This is a genomic window from Lysobacter sp., assembly GCA_013141175.1.
In the GTDB taxonomy this organism is placed as follows: Bacteria; Pseudomonadota; Gammaproteobacteria; order Xanthomonadales; family Xanthomonadaceae; genus Lysobacter_I.
The window spans coordinates 1641146-1661337 of the sequence record JABFRN010000001.1; the positions used below are offsets into that span (position 1 = coordinate 1641146).

The 20192-nt window shown below is 64.7% G+C and carries 13 protein-coding genes; 7 read left to right on the top strand and 6 right to left on the bottom strand.

Translation table 11 applies throughout. From position 1 onward, the window contains the following. Nucleotides 1-349: 349 nt before the first annotated feature. Nucleotides 350-1927, top strand: a complete 1578-nt coding sequence (locus HOP03_07340; protein NOT87978.1) for a sodium/solute symporter — start codon at nucleotides 350-352, stop codon at nucleotides 1925-1927. A 226-nt stretch (nucleotides 1928-2153) separates the two neighbouring features. Here HOP03_07340 and HOP03_07345 read toward each other — a convergent pair whose 3' ends face one another. The 5 genes from HOP03_07345 to HOP03_07365 all read right to left on the bottom strand — a co-directional run bounded on the left by HOP03_07345 (nucleotide 2154) and on the right by HOP03_07365 (nucleotide 12005). Beyond that, on the bottom strand, nucleotides 2154-3188 hold the full coding sequence (locus HOP03_07345; GenBank protein ID NOT87979.1) for a LacI family DNA-binding transcriptional regulator: 1035 nt from the start codon (nucleotides 3186-3188) through the stop codon (nucleotides 2154-2156). 95 nt (nucleotides 3189-3283) lie between these two features. Continuing rightward, the gene (locus HOP03_07350) at nucleotides 3284-5191 is read right to left on the bottom strand and encodes a 9-O-acetylesterase (GenBank protein NOT87980.1); all 1908 of its coding nucleotides are present in this window, start codon (nucleotides 5189-5191) and stop codon (nucleotides 3284-3286) included. Nucleotides 5192-5261: 70 nt separating this feature from the next. Then, the gene (locus tag HOP03_07355; GenBank protein NOT87981.1) at nucleotides 5262-6002 is read right to left on the bottom strand and encodes a hypothetical protein; all 741 of its coding nucleotides are present in this window, start codon (nucleotides 6000-6002) and stop codon (nucleotides 5262-5264) included. Nucleotides 6003-7112: 1110 nt separating this feature from the next. After that, nucleotides 7113-9044 (bottom strand): glycoside hydrolase family 3 protein, encoded by a 1932-nt coding sequence (locus tag HOP03_07360; protein ID NOT87982.1) that lies wholly within the window; start codon nucleotides 9042-9044, stop codon nucleotides 7113-7115. Between the two features lie 207 nt (nucleotides 9045-9251). After that, nucleotides 9252-12005, bottom strand: a complete 2754-nt coding sequence (locus tag HOP03_07365) for a TonB-dependent receptor (GenBank protein NOT87983.1) — start codon at nucleotides 12003-12005, stop codon at nucleotides 9252-9254. A 234-nt stretch (nucleotides 12006-12239) separates the two neighbouring features. On the opposite strand from HOP03_07365, the gene HOP03_07370 reads away from it, so the two are divergent. The 6 genes from HOP03_07370 to HOP03_07395 all read left to right on the top strand — a co-directional run bounded on the left by HOP03_07370 (nucleotide 12240) and on the right by HOP03_07395 (nucleotide 19543). Beyond that, nucleotides 12240-13697, top strand: coding sequence for a glycosyl hydrolase (locus tag HOP03_07370; protein ID NOT87984.1), 1458 nt, complete (start codon nucleotides 12240-12242; stop codon nucleotides 13695-13697). A gap of 158 nt (nucleotides 13698-13855) precedes the next feature. Next, on the top strand, nucleotides 13856-15316 hold the full coding sequence (gene zwf / locus HOP03_07375) for a glucose-6-phosphate dehydrogenase (protein ID NOT87985.1): 1461 nt from the start codon (nucleotides 13856-13858) through the stop codon (nucleotides 15314-15316). Nucleotides 15317-15330: 14 nt separating this feature from the next. Further along, a complete protein-coding gene (gene pgl, locus HOP03_07380) occupies nucleotides 15331-16035 on the top strand; it encodes a 6-phosphogluconolactonase (protein ID NOT87986.1) in 705 nt (234 codons plus the stop codon). After that, nucleotides 16035-17870, top strand: coding sequence for a phosphogluconate dehydratase (locus tag HOP03_07385; GenBank protein ID NOT87987.1), 1836 nt, complete (start codon nucleotides 16035-16037; stop codon nucleotides 17868-17870). The genes pgl and HOP03_07385 overlap by 1 nt, the downstream gene beginning before the upstream one ends. A gap of 3 nt (nucleotides 17871-17873) precedes the next feature. Next, nucleotides 17874-18893, top strand: a complete 1020-nt coding sequence (glk, locus tag HOP03_07390) for a glucokinase (GenBank protein ID NOT87988.1) — start codon at nucleotides 17874-17876, stop codon at nucleotides 18891-18893. Next, complete coding sequence (locus HOP03_07395) at nucleotides 18893-19543, top strand: bifunctional 4-hydroxy-2-oxoglutarate aldolase/2-dehydro-3-deoxy-phosphogluconate aldolase (protein ID NOT87989.1); 651 nt, start codon at nucleotides 18893-18895, stop codon at nucleotides 19541-19543. The genes glk and HOP03_07395 overlap by 1 nt, the downstream gene beginning before the upstream one ends. A gap of 30 nt (nucleotides 19544-19573) precedes the next feature. Here HOP03_07395 and HOP03_07400 read toward each other — a convergent pair whose 3' ends face one another. Further along, nucleotides 19574-20038 carry a hypothetical protein gene (locus HOP03_07400; GenBank protein ID NOT87990.1) on the bottom strand — a complete coding sequence of 155 codons (465 nt, stop codon included), beginning with the start codon at nucleotides 20036-20038 and terminating at the stop codon, nucleotides 19574-19576. Nucleotides 20039-20192: the final 154 nt, after the last annotated feature.

Below are 20192 nucleotides of genomic sequence, written 5' to 3' on the forward strand. Positions count from 1 at the left end.
GACACCGTTGACAACGCTGTCAGTAACGACTAGAACGTTTCACGCGGCCACGGGCAGAGCGCCCTCTCCGCATCGGTACCGCAGGGCATTGCGGTGGGCCGATGTCCGGAGAGGGATCGACTTGCACGAGTGCGGGCATACAGCGGTAACGTTCGCATGCCGAACCGACGGATCCCCCGGTTCGGACCACAGCGGACAGCGACCGCCGAATGCATGCATGCTCGCCGTGGCCGCCACTTTACCGATGCGGCGGATCCAGACCGCAGACCGCCGTCCCCCTCCGGCGCACAATCAACGCAACCATTGAAGACGCTCCGTCGCGCAAGCGACGAACGAACCGGAGAACGACGTGAGACTTTCGACAATCGACACGATCATCGTGCTGGCCTATCTGGTCGGCATCTTCGTGCTGGCGCAATGGGTGTCGCGCGAAAAGAGCGGGCATCAGAAGGACGCGAAGGATTATTTCCTCGCCAGCAAATCGCTGCCGTGGTGGGCGATCGGCGCCTCGCTGATCGCGGCCAACATTTCCGCGGAACAGATCATCGGCATGTCGGGCTCTGGCTACGCGCTCGGGCTCGCCATCGCGTCCTACGAATGGATGGCGGCGCTGACCCTGCTGATCGTCGGCAAGTTCTTCCTGCCGGTGTTCCTGCGCAACGGCATCTACACGATGCCGCAGTTCCTCGAGGAGCGTTACGGCCCACGCATCCGCACGATCATGGCGGTGTTCTGGCTGGGCCTGTACGTGTTCGTGAACCTCACCTCGATCCTGTGGCTGGGCTCGATCGCGGTGACCCAGGTCACCGGCATCAGCCAGTTCGCGGCGCTCGCGCTGCTCGGCGGCTTCGCGCTGATCTATCAGCTGTACGGCGGACTGAAGGCGGTCGCGCTCACCGACATCGTGCAGGTCTCGCTGCTGGTGCTGGGCGGCCTGCTGATCGTCGGCATTTCGCTGGACCGCATCGGCGGCGATGCTGGCGTGGTCGGTGGTTTCCACGCGCTGATGGCCGCGCATCCCGATCATTTCCACATGATCCTGTCGCGCGACAACCCGTTCTACAAGGATCTGCCCGGCCTGAGCGTGCTGATCGGCGGCATGTGGATCATGAATGTCAGCTACTGGGGCTTCAACCAGTACATCATCCAGCGCGCGCTGGCGGCGAAGGACATCGCCGAAGCGCAGAAGGGCGTGGTGTTCGCCGCGTTCCTCAAGCTGTTGATGCCGGTGATCGTGGTGCTGCCGGGCATCGCCGCGCTGATGCTGGTGACCGATATCGAAAAGCCCGACCAGGCTTATCCGAAGATGATGTCGCTGCTGCCGACCGGCGTGCTGGGGCTGGTGTTCGCGGCCTTGATCGCGGCGATCGTGGCCTCGCTGGCATCGAAGATCAATTCGGTATCGACCATCTTCACCCTCGATTTCTACAACAAGCGCGCAAAACTGCCCGGCGCGAAACCGCACGACGAAGCGCATCTGGTGAAGGTGGGGCGGATCTCGGCGTCGGTGGCGATCCTGCTGGCGGTGCTGACCGCGAAGCCGCTGCTCGGCAGTTTCGACCAGGGCTTCCAGTACATCCAGGAATACACCGGCTTCTTCACGCCGGGCATCGTGGTGATCTTCATGCTGGGTCTGTTCTGGAAGCGCGCCAACGAAGCCGGCGCGATCGCCGCTGCGGTCGGTTCGTTCGCCCTGTCGATCGCACTGAAGCTCGCATGGCCGGAACTGCCGTTCATGGACCGCGTCGGCCTGGTGTTCCTGTTGGCGCTGGTGCTGGCGGTGATCGTGTCGCTGACGCTGCGCGCGAGTTCGGATCCCAACCGCATCCGCACCGACGACGTGAGTTATGCCACCAGCGGCACGTTCAACTTCGGCGCCTTGGGCGTCACCGGGATACTGATCGCGCTGTACGCGGCGTTCTGGTGATCGGTTGAAATCGAATCGGGTGCGCCTCGGCGCACCTGCTTTTTCATATCGGCGAACGCAGACGGCGCTCCTTCGGGCATTTCAAAAACAGCGTCATCCCGCGAACGCGGGGATCCAGTGACTTTCAAGCTTCTTCGCAGGGCAAAGACACTGGGTTCCCGCGTTCGCGGGAACGACGGGTAAACGTGGGGATACCCCAGGCCAGAAGCGCGCCCCATGGACACCGTTACCGGTGCCGTTTCGGCGCCGGCCCCGTGGAGGCACGCAGGACCAGTTCGTAAGGCACCTGCACCATGCCGGCGACCTCCGGTTCGCGGATCGACAGCAGCAGCTGTTCGGCCGCGATCCGACCCATTTCACGGCTCGCCTGGCGCACAGTGGTCAGCGCTGGCCACAGCTGCCGCGCCATCGGCAGGTCGTCGAAACCGAACACCGACAGATCCTGCGGAATACGCACGCCGCGTTCCGCTGCGGCGTGCATGACGCCTGCGGCCGTATCGTCGTTGGCGGCGAAGATCGCGGTCGGCCGCTGCTTCAGCGAGAGCAGCGTCTCGGCCCCGGCGACGCCGGATTCGAACGAGAACTCGCCGGACAACACCAGATCCTTGTCGAATTCGATGCCTGCGGCAGCAAGCCCGTCCTTGTAACCGTTGAGGCGCCATTCGGACGCGCCGTGATCGCGGTGGCCCTTGATGTGGCCGATCCTGCGGTGCCCCAGCGACACGATGTGCGCCATCATTTCTCTCACCGCGCGACGCTCGTCCAGGCGCGCGCCGATCCCCGCGTTCTTCTCGCGCGGCGAAATACTCGCGTAACGGACATTCAACGACTTCAGCTTTTCCAGCAGCGCGACATCATCTGTCAGCGGCGGGGTGAGGATCAGTCCATCGGGTGCGTACTGGGCGACGCTCTCGGCAAGGACATCCACGTGATTCCTGCTGCTGAAATCGACCGGCCGCATCATCATGCTGTAGTGCGCGGCTTCGCAGGCGTCGAGCACGCCGGACACCACCTGCATCACGTAACTGCTCGATGGATTGTCGTAGACCAGCGAAACCAGGTAGGAGCGGTTTCCTGCAAGGCTGCGCGCCGAAGGATTAGGCCGGAAATTCAGGGTTTTGGCCGCCACTTCGACTTTCGCGCGCGTTTCCGGGCGCACGTTCGGTTCATGATTGAATACGCGCGAAACGGTCTTCATCGACACGCCGGCGAGTCGCGCCACGTCGTCGATCCTGACCCCGGAACCTGCCGATTTACCCATCCCCCCCGCTCCTCAACATTGTCGTGAAATCGTCTCCGCGTCAGCGACGGCGCCGGTCTTGCCGGCACTCCGCACAACCGCCATGCGCCAGCGTATCACCACGCGTCGCTTCGGAATGGCGAAACGGGCAGCTGCTCCCGGCCGATCAGGTCGGCGTCTTCCGGATCGTCGCGCCAACCGTAACGCACTGCTTGCGGTTTCGCGACCTGCGGACTGCTGGCCACGACGATATCGCCCTGGAGATTCGCTTGCGCAGGATGAAAAACCCGATCCGCACCGGCCAATGCGAATCCACCGACCCGATCGCCTCCACCACGCACCGCCAACGCGGCGCCATGATCGAAGCGGACATGCGCTTCGTTTCCGACGAAATCGACGCTCTTGAAGACAGGCGGCGAGTACACCAGCGATTCCCCGTAGGCCAGATGACGCGCGGCCAGCGCCAATCGATGCGCGACGTCCTGTTTGTTCGCGGGATGGATATCGCCTGGCGTGCCGATATCGATGGTCACCGCCTGCGCGGTGGACGGCAGCGCCAGCGCAACCGATTGCGATTCGCGCAGCAGCGCCCACGGGCTTTGCGTGGAGGTGTCGAAGCCGGATCTGAAATTGGCGAGCTGCACCCACAGGAACGGCAGTTCCGGCGATGCCCACTGGCGGCGCCACTGCCGGATCATCGCGACGAACTGTTGGCGATAGCGCAAGGCGTCTTCGGCATTGTCCGCATTCGCCTCGCCCTGGTACCAGACCACACCGCGCAGCGGCATGTCGCGCAGCGGCGCGATCATCCGGTTGTAGAGCAGCGTCGGCTTGTGCTGTTTTCCGTCGACGGTCGAAAACACCGCGTCGGCCACGCGGAACCGCCATTCGCGCGGGAGCGGCACGCACGCGCGATCGTCGCTCTGTACACAGACATCTTCCGGCGGGCCATGGATTCCGCCACCACCGCCGCCGTCGATGACCCGCACCGCCAGCGAATTCCTGCCCGCATGCAGCGCGCGCGCCGGCACCTCGTAGCTCCGGGGCGTATTCCACTGATTGCGCATGGCGCCGACCGCGATGCCGTTGACCCAGGTGTCGTCGGAATCGTCGATACGGCCCAGCGACAGCCGGAGGCCGCGCTTCGCCTGCGCCTCGTCCAACTCGAACGTCGTGCGATACCACGCCACGCCGTCGAGGCCCGTCCAGCCCGCCTGCTCCCACAGCATCGGCACGGCGATCGACACCCAGTCGCGTTCGTCGAGATGCTCGGCCTGCCAGCCTGCGTCGTTTGCAGGCATCGTTTTCCAGAAAGCGAGGCGGTGGCGGGTTTCGCTCAACGCGGCCTCTTCTTCCGCGCGCATGCGCTCCACATCGCGCGCGACCTGTACCGGATCGATGCCGAGCGTCTGCGCATCCATCCAGGCTTCGATGCGGCTCCCGCCCCAGCTGCTGTCGATGATGCCGATGGGAACACCGGTCGTGGCGCGGATTTCGCGCGCGAACAGATGCGCCACCGCCGAAAACTCACCGGCGGTTTCTGGCGAGGACGCGACCCACGATCCGCCTTCCAGCTGCCATTGCCGTTGACCCGACCAGGCGTGCGGAATCTTGAAATGACGGATCTTCGGATCATCCGCGCGCGCGACCTCGGTCGCGGCATTCGCCGCGCGCGACAGCGTCCATTCCATGTTCGACTGGCCCGAGGCCAGCCAGACATCGCCGATCAGGATGTCGTGCAGTTCGCGCGATGCGTCAGCGCCGATGATGCGCATCCGGTAGGGGCCGCCTGCGGCATGCGCCGGCAACATCAAACGCCATCGACCGCTGCCGTCGGCCACGGCTTCGATGGCGTTGCCGTCGAATTCGACCCGGACACGACTGCCGGCATCGGCCATGCCCCACACCGGGATCGGCCGGTCGCGCTGCAGCACCATGCCGTCGGAAAAAAACAGCGGCAAGTCCACCGTCGCGTGCGCAAATCCGCATGTCAACAGCAGGCATATCGCCACGAAGCATTTCATTCGAACGTCTCCATCCACCCATGATACCGAGAGCGCGCAGCTCGATCAGGGCCGCCGGAAATGGCGCCTGTCAGCGATACAGGATGCTCCGCGTGCGATCCACGATCCAGACCGGGCCGAAGGTGTAGGCGAAGATGGCTTCGAGCCCGGCCACGCCGTCCACGTTCGCGTAAGTCGGCGCACCGCCGTTGGTGAAGTAGAAATACGCACGCGTGGCGTGCAGACGGTCGTCCACGACATAGCTGGTGCCGTCCACGTACGAGAACATGATCTCGTTGCCCACCGCACCGTTGAATTCGGCGATTTTCACGTAGCGCGGGCCGCCGCCGCTGCCGATGGCCGGAACGTTGTACAGCCGCGTTTTCCTGGCGCGATCGTCGATGACCCACACGGTGCCGTCGTTGTTGATGAAGGTCACCTCATTGCCTGTCACGCCATTCATCTCCGAAAAATAGATGACGCGCCCGGCCCCTGCGGGCGTCGCGAGATACAGACGCGTGGCTCTGATACGGTCGTCGACGATCCACACCGTGGTGCCCGCGTACGTCACGACGAATTCGTACCCGGCGACGCCATTGGCTTCGACCGCGCTGATCGTCAACCAATTCACAGGCACACTGTAACTTGTGGTTCCGCCGCCGCCGCGAGCGATCGAGATCGCGCCCGACGCGGCGGTGATCGTCGCCGTGTCGATTTTGCCGTCGCCGTTGAAGTCGGCGACGATCGTCGCCGCCTGGCTGGTGACCGAAAGTCCCAGCAGGCCTGCCGCGAACAACAGGCCGGCAAGGAAGCGCTCGGAGATGCTGGACATTGAGATTTTCATACGTCGAAGTTCCTGTGTTGGTTGGTTGAACTGACTGCAGCCCACACCTCATTCCATTCGCGCTACGAAAATTCCTCTGTCTTTTCCCCGGAAAGTCGATTGAAATATCTCAGCATCAAGATCCACACCGGTACACCCGACATCGAGCGCTGCCCCGGCTTTTGGTGCAGCGATGGATGTCCGAAATCGAAAGCGGCCGGCTCCTCGAAAAACGCTACGACGACCATAAGCCGAGGACATCCCGGGTCATTCGGTCACTTGCTGCCGCACGCCTGCGCTGCGAATACAGGCAGCGAGGCTCACGTCAAGCACAGCGTGCAGATTTTCGTATCACCTTTGCGCGTCAAGACGCGCCCGTGTCGATGTCTTTTGCTCCACTGTTATGTTGCGGAACACATCAGTTGGGCCGCACGACGGTGATATCGCGCGGCCCAACTGGTTCGTTCGTTTTAGTTGCAAACCATTACGAGTCTACTCTCCCGGTAGATTTGGTTCTGGCAGCCCCAGCAAGGCGTTGGCGAATTACGGGGTACCGCCGGACCTTGTATCCCCCATTGCCCATAGCTCCCACAAACGGCGCCGGGAGTTCTACTGAACAGAACTACACGGTCGATTTGCCAAAGCTTGCCCTGATAGTTGAACTGACAGGAATTGCCGTTGAGATAGGGCGCTTCCCAGCAGGTTCCCCATGCGATCGGCCTCCAAATCCCTTGGCGGGCAAAAGCAGGCGCACTCGCCAGAAGGCTGCCAAATGCAACCACCAGTGCACAACAGACCAACATTTTCGTTTTCATATCCAGCTCCTGAGTACTAAGTTGAGTACCGATCGAATCGGTAGGTTCAAAGCATTCGGGCGAAACCTCCGATTCGGCGGCTGTTTGCCCTTCCCCCTGTTCCGTGCATACGGCGGAAATTTCTGCGCCCGAGGTACGAATGCCGTCGGAGAATTCCGTCCATGGTTTCCGCCGAGCGAGCGCAATGTGTTTCGCTCGACGGTTGGAACGACGACGAATTCCTGCTGCAAGAAACCAGAAATCGCCGTTTGATCGGATACTGTTGTTCGCTTACTCGTAACTCGGGCCGTTTTTGGCGACACGATCACCGCACGCCGCAACTCTGCTCGGCGGATACGGACAGCATCGGTACCGCTTTCGCCCGCGCATAGCTCGATCCATAGCCACCCGGAAACAGCGGCGGCTCCGCAGCCATCGCCGCGGCCGAGAACAATGCTCCGCACGGCGTGCCGGGCCACGGGAACGACAGCCGGCCGCGAAAGTCGTATTTGGCGCGACCGGTTGCATCGGCGAACAGCACATCCGCCACGCCCTTGCCTTCGGTTCCCGGCAGCCATGCAGCGACGAAAGCATGGGAGAGATTCAGCAGATCGTTCGCATACACCGGTCTGCCGGAAACGAAGACGGTCACCACCGGTTTGCCGGCAGCCGAAAGCGCCTGCAGCGCGGCGAGATCTTCCGGATAGCGCTGCGTGTGTGTCAGAGTTTTCGGCGGCGCGAGGTCGCCCTTGGTTTCGGCATAGGGCGTTTCGCCGATGATGGCGATCGCCACATCGAAACTCGCGGGATCGATGCGCTCGGGCTTCTCGACGAATACGACATTGTCCTTGCCCGCAGCCGCTTCGATGCCGGCCAGGAGGGTGTCGGCATCGGGATAATCCGCATTCGTGGTTTCGTCGCCCTGCCAGGTCAGCGACCAGCCGCCTGACTGGTTCGGCACGCTGTTGGCGGTTTTGCCCACCACCAGCACGCGCGTGCCGCGACGGATCGGCAATGCGGCGCGTTCGTTCTTGAGCAACACCAGCGATTCGCGGACGGCGCGGCGCGCGAGTTCGCGGTGCTGCACGCCCGCGAGTTGGCCGGCGCCCGCATGCGCGGACGGCGCGATGCCATCGAACATGCCCGCGCGCAGCTTCACGCGCAGGATGCGGCGGACCGCGTCGTCGATGCGCGACATCGGGATCTCGCCCGCCTCGACCTGTTTCGTGGTGTTGTCGATGAACGCTTTCCAGTCGTCCGGCACCATGATCATGTCGATACCGGCGTTGATCGACTGCGGGCAGCTTGGTTTGGTGCAGCCCGGCACCTGCTCGATCGCGTTCCAGTCCGAAATCAGGAAGCCGTCGAAACCGATGCGGTTCTTCAGCACATCGGTCAACAGCATGCGGTTGCCGTGCATCTTGCCGTGATCGATGCCGGTGTCGGCATCCTTCCAGCTGTTGTACGAAACCATGACCGTCTGCGCGCCGGCGCCGATCGCGCCGTAGTAACCCTGCGCATGCGTGCGCACGAGGTCGCGCTGGCTCGCGATGTTGAGCCCCTGGTCGGTGCCGTTCTGCGTGCCGCCATCGCCGAGGAAATGCTTGACCGAGGCGATCGCGCTGTTCGCGCCGAACCGCTGCTGCAGACCTTGGACGTAAGCGCTGGAATACGCTTTCACCAGTGCGGGATCGTTGGAATAGCTTTCATAGGTGCGGCCCCAGCGCGCGTTCTGCACCGCCGGCACGGCCGGTGCGAACACCCAGTCGATGCCGGTCGCGCGCACCGCTTTCGCGGTGGCGGCGGCGATCTCGCGGATCAGCGCCGGGTCGCGCGCGGCGCCAAGCCCGATGTTGTGCGGAAAGATCGTCGCGCGGTAGACGTTGCTGTGCCCGTGCACCGCGTCGGTGCCCCACATGATCGGCACTTTCACCGCCATGTCGGTCGACATCGACGCCGAATAGTAGGCATCGGCGAGCGCGGCCCACGCCACGACGCTCGCGTGCTTGTCCTTGCCCGGCCACGAACCGCCGCCGTTGAGCACCGAGCCGATGTAATGGGTTCTGACTTCATCGGGCGTGATCGATTTGATCTCGGCCTGGGTCATCTGGCCGATCTTCTGCCGCAGCGACATGCCGGACAGTATGCGATCGATCTCCGCCTCGAGTTTGCGATCGATGGCGATCGCGCTTCTGGTCTTGCGCCAGTCGCCGGACAATGCTGTCGTGGCGACATCCGTCGACGGTGTAACCGGCATCGGATTGTCGGCGTGCGCGGGCGACACGATGCCGGCGATGAGGACGACCGAAACCGACGTTCCGGCCAGAATGCGTGGATTGATCTTCAAAGCGGACTCCTGCAATGACTGGGCCCCGGCGATCGTCGCGTCGCGCCCGCATCGCCCGGGAGTAACGTCCCTGCGCCGGAGCGCAGGGACGTCGCAGGCCTGTGGCCTGCCCGTGGATTACATCTTGTAGCTGATGCCCAACAGATACTGCCGCCCGTACTCGTTGTATTCCAGCGGCGTGGTGTAGAAATCGCCGCCCGCGCCGAAGTCGGAACGCTGCACCGTGCGATACGGCGAGTTGGTGAGGTTGTTGACCTGCAACATCATCGACCAGCCGGACAACTTGCTGGAAGGCTGGAACTCGTAGCCGATCTGCATATCGGTCTGTCGATCCGGCAGGATCTGGGTGTAGTCCCGCTGCGCGAACAACGTGGTGATCTCGCCTTGGAATCCGGAACGGTAACGCTGACTGACGCGCGCGGAAAACCCACTCTTCTCGTAGTACGCAGTGATGTTGCCGACCACCTTGGACAGGCCGGGCAGGCCGCGTCGCAGGCGCGTATCGTCCAGCGGATTCGGATCGATCGACGACTCGGTGTACGAGGCGTTGAACAGCACACCGAAGCCATCGAGCATCGACGCGATCGCGCCGCCTTCGAGCGAGGTGCTCAGCTCCGCACCACGCATGTAGCCGCCCTTGCCGTTGGCCGGCGTGCTGAAGGTGCCGATATTGCTGATCGGAACGACGGTCGTCGGGTTGCTGAACCCCGTGAAATCGTAGGGGACGTTCTGGTTGTAGACGTAGCTCTGCAGGTCCTTGTAGAACAGGGCCAACGCGACATAACTGGCGGTCCCGAAATACTTTTCGAACGACATGTCGACCGAGTCCGCACGCCACGGCTCGAGCAACGGATTGCCGCCATTTCCACTCCACAACCGCGTGGTGGTGCTCACGCCAGCAGATGCGGAAGCGCGCATATCGTCGATGCGCGGCCGGGCCATGGTCTTGGTCGCGCCGAAACGGGCCATCCAACCATCGCCGAAATCCGCGACCAGGTTCAGACTCGGCAGCACATCGTCGTAGCTGGTTCCCCGATTGAGCGTACCGGCGGCACTGTTGTTGTCGATATCGAAGCCGGTCGATGATTGCTTGGTATGCACCAGTTGCACACCGACGTTGCCGCGCAGGCGCACAGAGCCGATCTCGGTATCCAGATCGAGTTTGGTGTAGACGGTTTCGATGTTCTCGCGGACCGTGAAGTCTTTTCTGAGGTCGTTGCCGTCCAGCGCGAGCACCAGATCGTAGTGCCTTGCCAGCGCGCCGTACACATCGTAGGTCAGGACGCCCGGAAAACCTGCGAAACCGAGTCCGGTCGAACGTCGGACCAGATCGCTGTCTATGGTCGCCGTGGTGGCGCCACCCCTCAACTGGGCGAAATACACCGATGAGGTCTTGTCCTTCACCCGGTTGGTCCCCGCGAAGCCGAACTGCACGGCCGAGAACGGGCCCGAGGTGAACGACCGCTCGATCTCGAAACGCACGCCGGTGTGCTTGTCGTCCTGCTTTGTTTTCTCCAGACGGCCTTCATGGCCCCAGCCGGCGGGGTCGCTCAAACGAATCGTGGAAGCATCAGTGTAGTCCAGGCCCGGATCGAAGGTCGGGAAGTCCGAGGAACCCAGGTTGATATCGAAACCGATACTGTCGAGCGCGGTTGAGCCCGCATAGGTTTCCAACGTACTCGCATTGCGTCTGGCGCGGGAAATATAGCCGTCGACCGAACCCGACCAGTTTTCGTTGAGCTGGAATTCGTTCTTCAACCCGACCGAATACATGTTGTCGTCGCGGCCGTTGTTGTCGTTGCGGACGATCGGACGAACACGATTCACCGTACCGCTGTTCACGACCGAAACGCCGCCCAGACTCGTGGTTCCGGCATTGCTCAAGGTCACGTTGTTGCCGGTCCACGGGTCCTGCGACCACATGATGCCGCGCATCGATTCCTTCTGTTCGAACTTGGAGTAGTAAACGTCGAGAATGCTGTGCAGGAACTCGTTGGGCTTGTATTCCAGCACGCCCATCACGCCATCGCGAACCTGGTCGCGCGAGCGCGCCCAGATTTCGGCGCCTTCCATCATCGCCGCGTCGGCCGGCTTGCCGGGAACGGGCGCGCCCCAGCGGGTCGTGTTACCCCACCACCAAGCCTTGAAATGCTGTTCCTGGAACGGCGAATCCAGTTCGGCGACACCGATGGCGATGCCGACGGTGTTGTCCGCGAACTGGTCGACATACGACGCGCTGACCCGGTAGCCGGTATTGCTGCCGTCATGATTCTGCTTGCCCAGCGTGTTGTATTCGCCGCGGGCATTGGCCACGAAGCGGCGCTGGCCGACGGTCAACGGACGAATGGTCCGCAGGTCGACGGTGCCCGACAGACCCTGCCCGATCACGCTGGCATCGGGTGTCTTGTAGACGACGGCCGAATCGAGCAGTTCCGACGGGTACTGGTCGAACTCGACGCCGCGGTTGTCACCGGTGCTGACCTGCTCGCGGCCGTTGAGCAGGGTCGCCGCGAAATCGGGCGACATGCCGCGGATCGCGATGACCTGCGCGCGACCGTCCACGCGCTGGGCCGCCAGACCCGGCAGCCGCGCCAACGATTCGGCGATGCTCACGTCGGGCAGTTTTCCGAGGTCCTCGGACGACACCGCTTCGACGATCGAGCTGGATTCCTGCTTGGTCACGCGGGATGTTTCGATACTGCGACGCAGGCCGGTGACGACGATCGCGTCCAGCTCTTGTTCTTCTTCTTTGGCCGAGTCCTGCGCGGCTGCGGAGAACGACAACACGGCCAGGGAGCAAGCGGCGGCCAGCGCGCACTTCCGGATTCCGGAATAGGCCGGCGCTGCGGGTTTCTTATAAGTACGGATCATGGGTGTCATTGCTCCCCCTCATCGGATGCAAGTTGTTGACAGCGCTGTCAAATACATGTAATTCAGCACTGTGTCAATACCGATGCACGAATCAATAGTCGATATGCCGGGAATACCTTTCTGCAGCGCGTCATCCCACTGCAACAGGCGGTGCATTTTTGCTGCACTGCAATATCGGTATTGCGCGGAATTTTCGCCTCTCTGCACCGCAGTTCGCGGGAAGGAATACGCAACATGAAATCGTTCTGCGTCCTGTCGCTCGCGGCCCTGTCGTCCCTGTTTTCCTTCGACGGCGCTGCTGCGGACCTTTCAGCCGCAGATCGGGATTCCGCGCCCACGATCCAGGTCTGGGCGACGACATCGGATCGCAGCTACGCACTGACCCCCCTGCCTGCGGCCACGACCGGCGATGCTTCGACATCCGATGTCCGGATCGCGATCGACCCCGGCCAGCGCTATCAGGACATCCTGGGTTTCGGTGCTGCGGTGACGGACACATCGGCATGGCTGATCCAGCGGCGGATGCGTGCGGACCAGCGCAAGGCCCTGCTCCGGGAACTGTTCGGTCGCGATGGCGGCATCGGCCTGGGCTTCACCCGGATGACCATCGGCGCGTCCGATTTCTCATTGAGTCATTACAACCTCGACGACCCGCCGCGCGGCAAAGCCGATCACAAACTGCGTTATTTCCGCGTCGCGCCGCAGGCGCAGGACGTGTTCACCGTGGTGCGCGCCGCGCGTGCGATCAATCCGCAGCTGCAGACGATGGCCTCGCCGTGGAGCGCGCCGGCCTGGATGAAGAGCGGCGGCAGCATGATCAAGGGCACGCTGCGCGAAGACGCCCACGACGCGTTCGCCCGCTACCTGCTGAAGTACCTCGACGCCGCCGCCTCGAAAGGCGTGCCGATCTTCGCGCTGACCGTGCAGAACGAACCCGCGTTCGAGCCCGAGAACTATCCCGGCATGCGCCTGGGCGCAGCCCAGCGGATCGCATTGATCGGAAAACATCTGGGGCCGTTGCTGGAGGCCTCGGGCCGCGACGTCCGGATCCTCGACTGGGACCACAACTGGGACATGCCCGAAGAACCCACCGCCGTCCTCTCGGATCCCGAAGCCTCGGCATATGTGGATGGCGTGGCATGGCACTGCTATGGCGGCGACATCGCCGCGCAATCGCAGGTGCATGACCGGTTTCCGTCGAAAAGCGTCTACCTCACCGAATGCTCCGGCGGCGACTGGGAACCGGTGCGCAGCGGCGGCATGACCATGCTGGCGCGGCAGTTGATCATCGGCGGCACCCGTCACTGGGCGCGCGGGGTGTTGTTGTGGAATCTGGCGCTGGACGAGACCGCCGGCCCGCATGCCGGCGGCTGCGGCAACTGCAGGGGCGTGGTCACCATCGACAGCCGCACCGGCGCGGTGACGCGCAACGACGAGTACTACGTGCTCGCGCATGCCAGCCGTTTCGTCAGGCCCGGTGCGCACCGGATCGAATCCAGCGCCGGTGCCGACGATGTCGACAACGTCGCATTCACCAATGCCGACGACGGCAGCGTCGCGCTGATCGTCACGAATTCGTCGACGAGCCCCCGGACCATCGCCGTCGCGTACGCAGGACGCACGTTCCGCTATGCGCTGGTGCCGAAGAGCCTCTACACCTTCACGTGGCCCGGTCGAGCTGCGGCCCGGTGACCGTGCATTTCGCGAAAACCCCAGACACCGCACTGAAACATCACCACTGAAACATCCGCAGCGATGCGCATCCCGATCATGTCCATGCAAACGTTTACAATGCGGCAAACCAACGCCAAAGTTTACGCTTGCGAACCCCCACGACGGAATCGGCTGTGATCACCTCTCCCGCCTCGCTGCTGACCATCTTCGGCGCCACCGGCGACCTCGCCCAGCGCATGCTGCTGCCCTCGCTGTACGGCCTGCAGGGCGACGGCCTGTTGCCGGCGTCGATGCGCATCCTCGGCACCGCGCGCAGCGCGCTGGACGACGAAGCGTTCCGCGCGTTCGTCGCCGACGCCATCGCGCGCTTCGTGCCGGCGGATCAACGCAAGGATTCGACGCTGCAGGCGCTGCTGGCGCGCGTGCACTATCAGCCGGCTTCGCTCGACAACGACGCTTCGATGCAGGCGCTGGCCGAACGCGTCCAGGGCCTGCGCAGCGGCGACATCGTCTATCACCTCAGCACGTCGCCGAAATTCTACGAACAGGCCTGCGCCGCGCTCGCGCGCCACGGTCTCGCCGGCCCCGGCACCCGGGTGATGCTGGAAAAACCCATCGGCCACGATCTGGCCGAAGCCATCGCGATCAACGACGGCGTGACCCGCAGCTTCGACGAAGACCGCGTGTATCGCGTCGATCATTACCTCGGCAAGGAAGGCGTGCAGAACCTGCTGGCGCTGCGCTTCGGCAACGCGTTGTTCGAGCCGCTGTGGAACGCGCGGCATATCGAACAGGTGCAGATCACCGTCGCGGAAACCGTCGGCGTCGAAGGTCGCGGCGATTACTACGACCACTCCGGCGCGATGCGCGACATGCTGCAGAACCATCTGTTGCAGCTGGTGTGCCTGACCGCGATGGAGCCGCCATCGCAGTTCGAGCCAACCGCGGTCCGCAACGAGAAGATCAAAGTGCTGCGCTCGCTGCGCCCGATCGGTCGCAATGATGTCGCCGCCGAAACCGTCGCCGGCCAGTACACCGCCGGCGCGATCGGCGGCCGGGCGGTGCCCGGTTATCTCGAAGAATTGGGCCGCAGCAGCAATACCGAAACCTTCGTCGCGATGCGCGCGCACATCGACAACTGGCGCTGGTCGGGCGTGCCGTTCTACCTGCGCACCGGCAAGCGCATGCCGAGCCGCTGCACCGAGATCTACCTGCAGTTCCGCGCGGTGCCGCATTCGATCTTCGCCCGTGGCGGCGCGGCTACCCAGCCGAACGCGCTGATCATCAAGCTGCAGCCGGAAGAACGCATCGAAATGCAGTTGATGCACAAGACGCCCGGCCTGGACCGCAGCGGGCTGCGCCTGTCGCAGGTCTCGCTGGATCTTGATCTCGACGAGCGCTTCGCGCACGAGCGCCGCCGGCTTGCCTACGAACGCCTGTATCTGGATGCGATCGAAGGCAACGGCACGCTGTTCGTGCGTCGCGACGAAACCGAGGCCGCGTGGCAATGGATCGATGCGATCTTCGACGGCTGGGCGCATGCCGGCAGCGCGCCGAAACCCTACGCCGCCGGCACCTGGGGCCCGAACGCAGCGGTGGCGATGACCGAACGCCACGGCCACAGCTGGCGCGAATAAGCGAACCGACGACGATGGCCTGGATCGAACACGACTACACCGACAGCGACGCATTGATCGATGCGGTGTCCGCGCAGTTGCGCGACCGCTGCGCAGCGGGCCTGAAGCAGCACGGCCACGCCCTGCTCAGCCTCGCCGGCGGGCGTACGCCGTTTCCGATCTATCGCAAGCTCGCCGCGAGCGCGCTCGACTGGCATCGCATCGTCGCCATGCCCGGCGACGAGCGCTGCGTGCCGCATGCGCATGCCGCCAGCAATATCGCCGCGCTGCGCGAGGCGTTCTCGGCCGCCGAAGGCCTGCGCATCGAATCGCTGACCACCGCCGACGGCAACCCGGAGGATTCGCTCGCGCACGCGCGCACGATGCTCGCCACGCACGCGGACGCATTCGACGCGGTGGTGCTGGGCATGGGCGAGGACGCGCACACCGCGTCGCTGTTTCCCGGCGCCGACGACCTGCCCGAGGCGATGGCGAAGGACGCGACCGAAGACGCCTTCCTGCTGGTGCCGAAACCTCTGCCGCCGGAAGCGCCGTTTCCGCGCATCACCCTCGGCCTCGACCGCCTGCTGCGTGCGCGCAGCCTGCACCTGATCGTCACCGGCGCGCGCAAACGAGACGTGCTGCGCGCCGCACAGACCGCGCACGATCCGCTGCGGGCGCCGATCTCGGCGCTGCTGCACGCATCGGGCACGGTCGTCCATCTGCACTGGAGCCCATGATGTCATTGCACCCCGTCATCGAGCGCGTGACCGCACGCATCGCCGGACGCAGTCGTCGAACCCGCGACGGCTATCTCGCGCGTATCGATGCCGCCCGCATCGATGCGCCCGCGCGCAGGCAATTGAGCTGCGGCAATCTCGCCCACGGCTTTGCCGCATCCGGTGGCGACAAACCGATGCTGAAGACCGGCGCGGGCGGCAACATCGGCATCGTCACCGCCTACAACGACATGCTCTCGGCGCACCAGCCGATGGAGCAGTACCCGACGCTGATCCGCATGGCCGCGCGCAACGCCGGCGGCAGCGCGCAGGTCGCCGGCGGCGTGCCGGCGATGTGCGACGGCGTCACCCAGGGCCGCACCGGCATGGAGCTGTCGCTGTTCTCGCGCGACACCATCGCATTGGCGACCGCGGTGTCGCTGTCGCACGAGATGTTCGACGCCGCGCTGATGCTCGGCGTGTGCGACAAGATCGTGCCCGGCCTGTTGATCGGCGCGCTGAGCTTCGGCCATCTGCCGGTGATCTTCGTACCCGCCGGACCGATGCCCTCGGGCCTGCCGAACAAGGAAAAAGCGGCGGTGCGCCAGCGTTACGCCGACGGCAAGGCATCGCGCGACGAATTGCTGGAAGCCGAATCCGCGTCGTACCACAGCGCCGGCACCTGCACGTTCTACGGCACCGCCAATTCCAACCAGATGCTGATGGAAGTGATGGGCCTGCACATGCCGGGCAGCGCGTTCGTCAATCCGAACACGCCGCTGCGCGATGCGCTCACCGTGGCCGCGACCGAACAGGCGCTGCGCATCACCGCGCTCGGCGACGACTACCGCCCGCTCGGCCATACCGTCGACGAGAAGGCGATCGTCAACGCGATGGTCGGGCTGGCCGCGACCGGCGGTTCGACCAACCACGCACTGCATCTGGTCGCGATCGCGCGCGCGGCCGGCCTGATCATCGATTGGGACGATCTGGACGAACTCTCGCAGGCCACGCCGCTGCTGGCGCGGGTCTATCCCAACGGCAGCGCCGACGTGAACCATTTCCATGCCGCCGGTGGCATCGGCGTGGTGATCCGCGAACTCATCGATGCCGGCCTCATGCATGCCGACATCCGCTGCGTGCACGGCGGCGATCTGCGCCAGCAGACGCTGGCGCCCGCACTGGACGGCACCTCGCTGCGCTGGACGCCGCCGCCCGCGCAGTCGCGCGATACCAGCATCCTGCGCGGCGTGGCCGAACCCTTCGACCGCGAAGGCGGCCTGCGCCGGCTGCAGGGCAACCTCGGCCGCGCGGTGGTGAAGATTTCGGCCGTGGCACCCGAACATCGCGCGATCGCAGCACCGGCGAATATCTTCGATTCGCAGGACGCGATGCTGGATGCATTCAAGGCCGGCGCGCTCACCGGGGATTTCGTCGCGGTGATCCGTGGCCAGGGCCCGCGCGCGAACGGCATGCCCGAGCTGCACAAACTCACGCCGACGCTCTCGCTCTTGCAGGATCGCGGCCAGCACGTCGCCCTGCTCACCGACGGCCGCATGTCCGGCGCATCGGGCAAAGTGCTCGCGGCGATCCACATCACGCCCGAGGCCGCCTGCGGCGGCGCCATCGCGAAGCTCCGCGACGGCGACCTGATCCGCATCGATGCCGAAGCCGGCACGATGCAGGCGGACGTGCCCGAAGCCGAATGGAACGCGCGCGTGGCCGCGACCCTCGACCTGCGCGGCAATGCGCACGGGGTCGGCCGCGAACTGTTCGGACTGATGCGTGCGCAGGTCGGTTCGGCGGAAGCAGGCGCCTGCAGTCTGTTCGCAAACGATGACTCCGGGGAACACTGATCGATGATGGACACCGTGAATCCCCCAGCGCTCGCGCTGATCGCCGACATCGGCGGAACCAACGCACGTTTCGCGCTGACCGATCTGTCGGCGCCCGCCGCGCAGGTGCTGGACGCGCGCAGTCTCGACGCATCCGCATTCGCCAGCCTGCAGCACGCAGCCGAACACTACCTTGCCGCGGTCGGCGTGCAGCCGCGCCGCGCCGCGATCGCGGTCGCCAGCCCGGTCAATGGCGAAGAGATCCGGCTGACCAATCGCGCCTGGTCGTTCACGCGCAGCGAATTGCAAAGCGCGCTCGGGCTCGACCGCCTGCACGTGCTCAACGATTTCGGCGCGGTGGCGTGGTCGGTGCCGGCGCTGTCGGACGCGGAAACCATCACCGTGCACGGCAGCGACGACGCTCCGCTAGAGGGCCCGATCAGCGTGCTCGGGCCGGGCACCGGTCTTGGCGTGGCGATGCTGGTCGGCAACGACACGTCTGCTCAAGGCCGGCGCTGGCAAGTCGTGGAAACCGAAGGCGGCCATATCAGCTTCGCGCCGCTGGGCGAGGAAGAACTCGCGATCGCGCGCTGGTTCACCGCGCGCTTCGGCCGCGTATCGAACGAACGCCTGCTCTGCGGCAGCGGCCTGTCGCATATCGATGCGGTGCTGCGCGGCGCGGTCGATCACGCCACCGGCCAGCATCAGGATCTGCGCGAGCCGGCGGACATCGTCGCCGCGGCGCTGGAAGGTCATGATCTCGCCGCACGCCGTACGCTCGCGCGCTTCTGCGCGGTGCTCGGCAGCGTTGCCGGCGACGCCGCACTGATCCACGGCGCACGCACGGTGATGCTGGCCGGTGGCATCGTGCCGCGCTTCGTGCCGTTCCTGCGCAGCAGCGCGTTCCGCGAACGCTTCCTCGCCAAGGGCCGCTTCGCCGCGTATCTGGAATCGGTGACGATCCGCGTCATCACCCACAGCAGTCCCGGTCTGCTCGGCGCGGCGATGTCGCTGCGCGCGGACGCCTCGAACGAGAACCGATGATGAGTCACGCCCACACCGATCGCATGACCGCCATCGTCGACGACATCCTGCGGCAGGCGCCAGTGGTGCCGGTGCTCGCCATCGCCGATCTCGACGATGCCGTTCCGCTTGCCGAAGCCCTGGTCGCCGCCGGCCTGCCGGTGCTCGAAATCACCCTGCGCACGCCGGTCGCGCTCGACGTGATCCGACGCATGCGCGGCGTGCCGGGTGCGATCGTCGGCGCCGGCACGGTGTTGACCTCGGACGATCTGGCTGCAGTGCAGGCCGCAGGCGCCACCTTCGCGATCTCGCCCGGCGGCACCGACGCGCTCTACGCCGCCGCACGCGGCGCCGATATCCCGCTGCTGCCCGGCATCGCCACCGCCAGCGAACTCATGCGCGGCCTCGAACACGGCTACAAGCGCTTCAAATTCTTTCCCGCCGAATCCAGCGGCGGGGTCGCCGCACTCAAGGGCTTCGCCGGCCCGTTCGCGCAGGTGAAGTTCTGCCCCACCGGCGGCATCGACGCGGCGAAAGCGCCTTCGTATTTCGCGCTGCCCAACGTCATCACCGTCGGCGGCTCGTGGATGGTGCCCAACGATGCGCTGGCGGCGAAGGACTGGGCGCGGATCGGCGCGCTGGCGAAAGCGGCGGCGGCGTTGCGCGGCTGACAGCAACACCTCCCGGAGGACACGCGCGCGTCAGCGCACGGGACCACTCGCCGCAACCGCGAGCGCTTCCGACTCGGCCCATTCGCGCAGACCGCGTTCGACCGCTTCCGCTTCGAACGCATACCAGGCATTCAATGCCTGTTCCTGTTCCAGCATGTCCTTGAACCGCGCATAGGCGCCCCGCGCCGCGAACATCTCGTAAGTCTCCTCCAACCGCTCCGGCAACGATGCCTGCACGAAACGCACCGCAAGCCGCTTGCCCAGGCGCAGATCCTGACGCGACGGCACGATCGCGTATTTCGCGACATCATCGAGATCGGACGGCAGATCAGGCTCAAGCTCGACGCCGAAGTCCTCCTCCGACGTCATGAACACCCGCCCGCTTTCGCGACAGACGAACGCCATGTTCTCGGAACCCGAAAGATCGGACACCCAGTCGAGCGCCTGGATCATTTCATCGAGCGAAACGGTGACGGTATCGGCGGATGAGGACATCTGCGAGGCTCACGGTGGCGGGACCAGACGCAGACGATAGCGGTGGTCCGTTTTGACGGCAAATCCGTCGGCAAATGATCCGGATGCGATCGAGTCGCAGCACCGGCAATCGAAAACGCTGCCGGCTCCGCCACTCCGGAGATAGACTCCACCG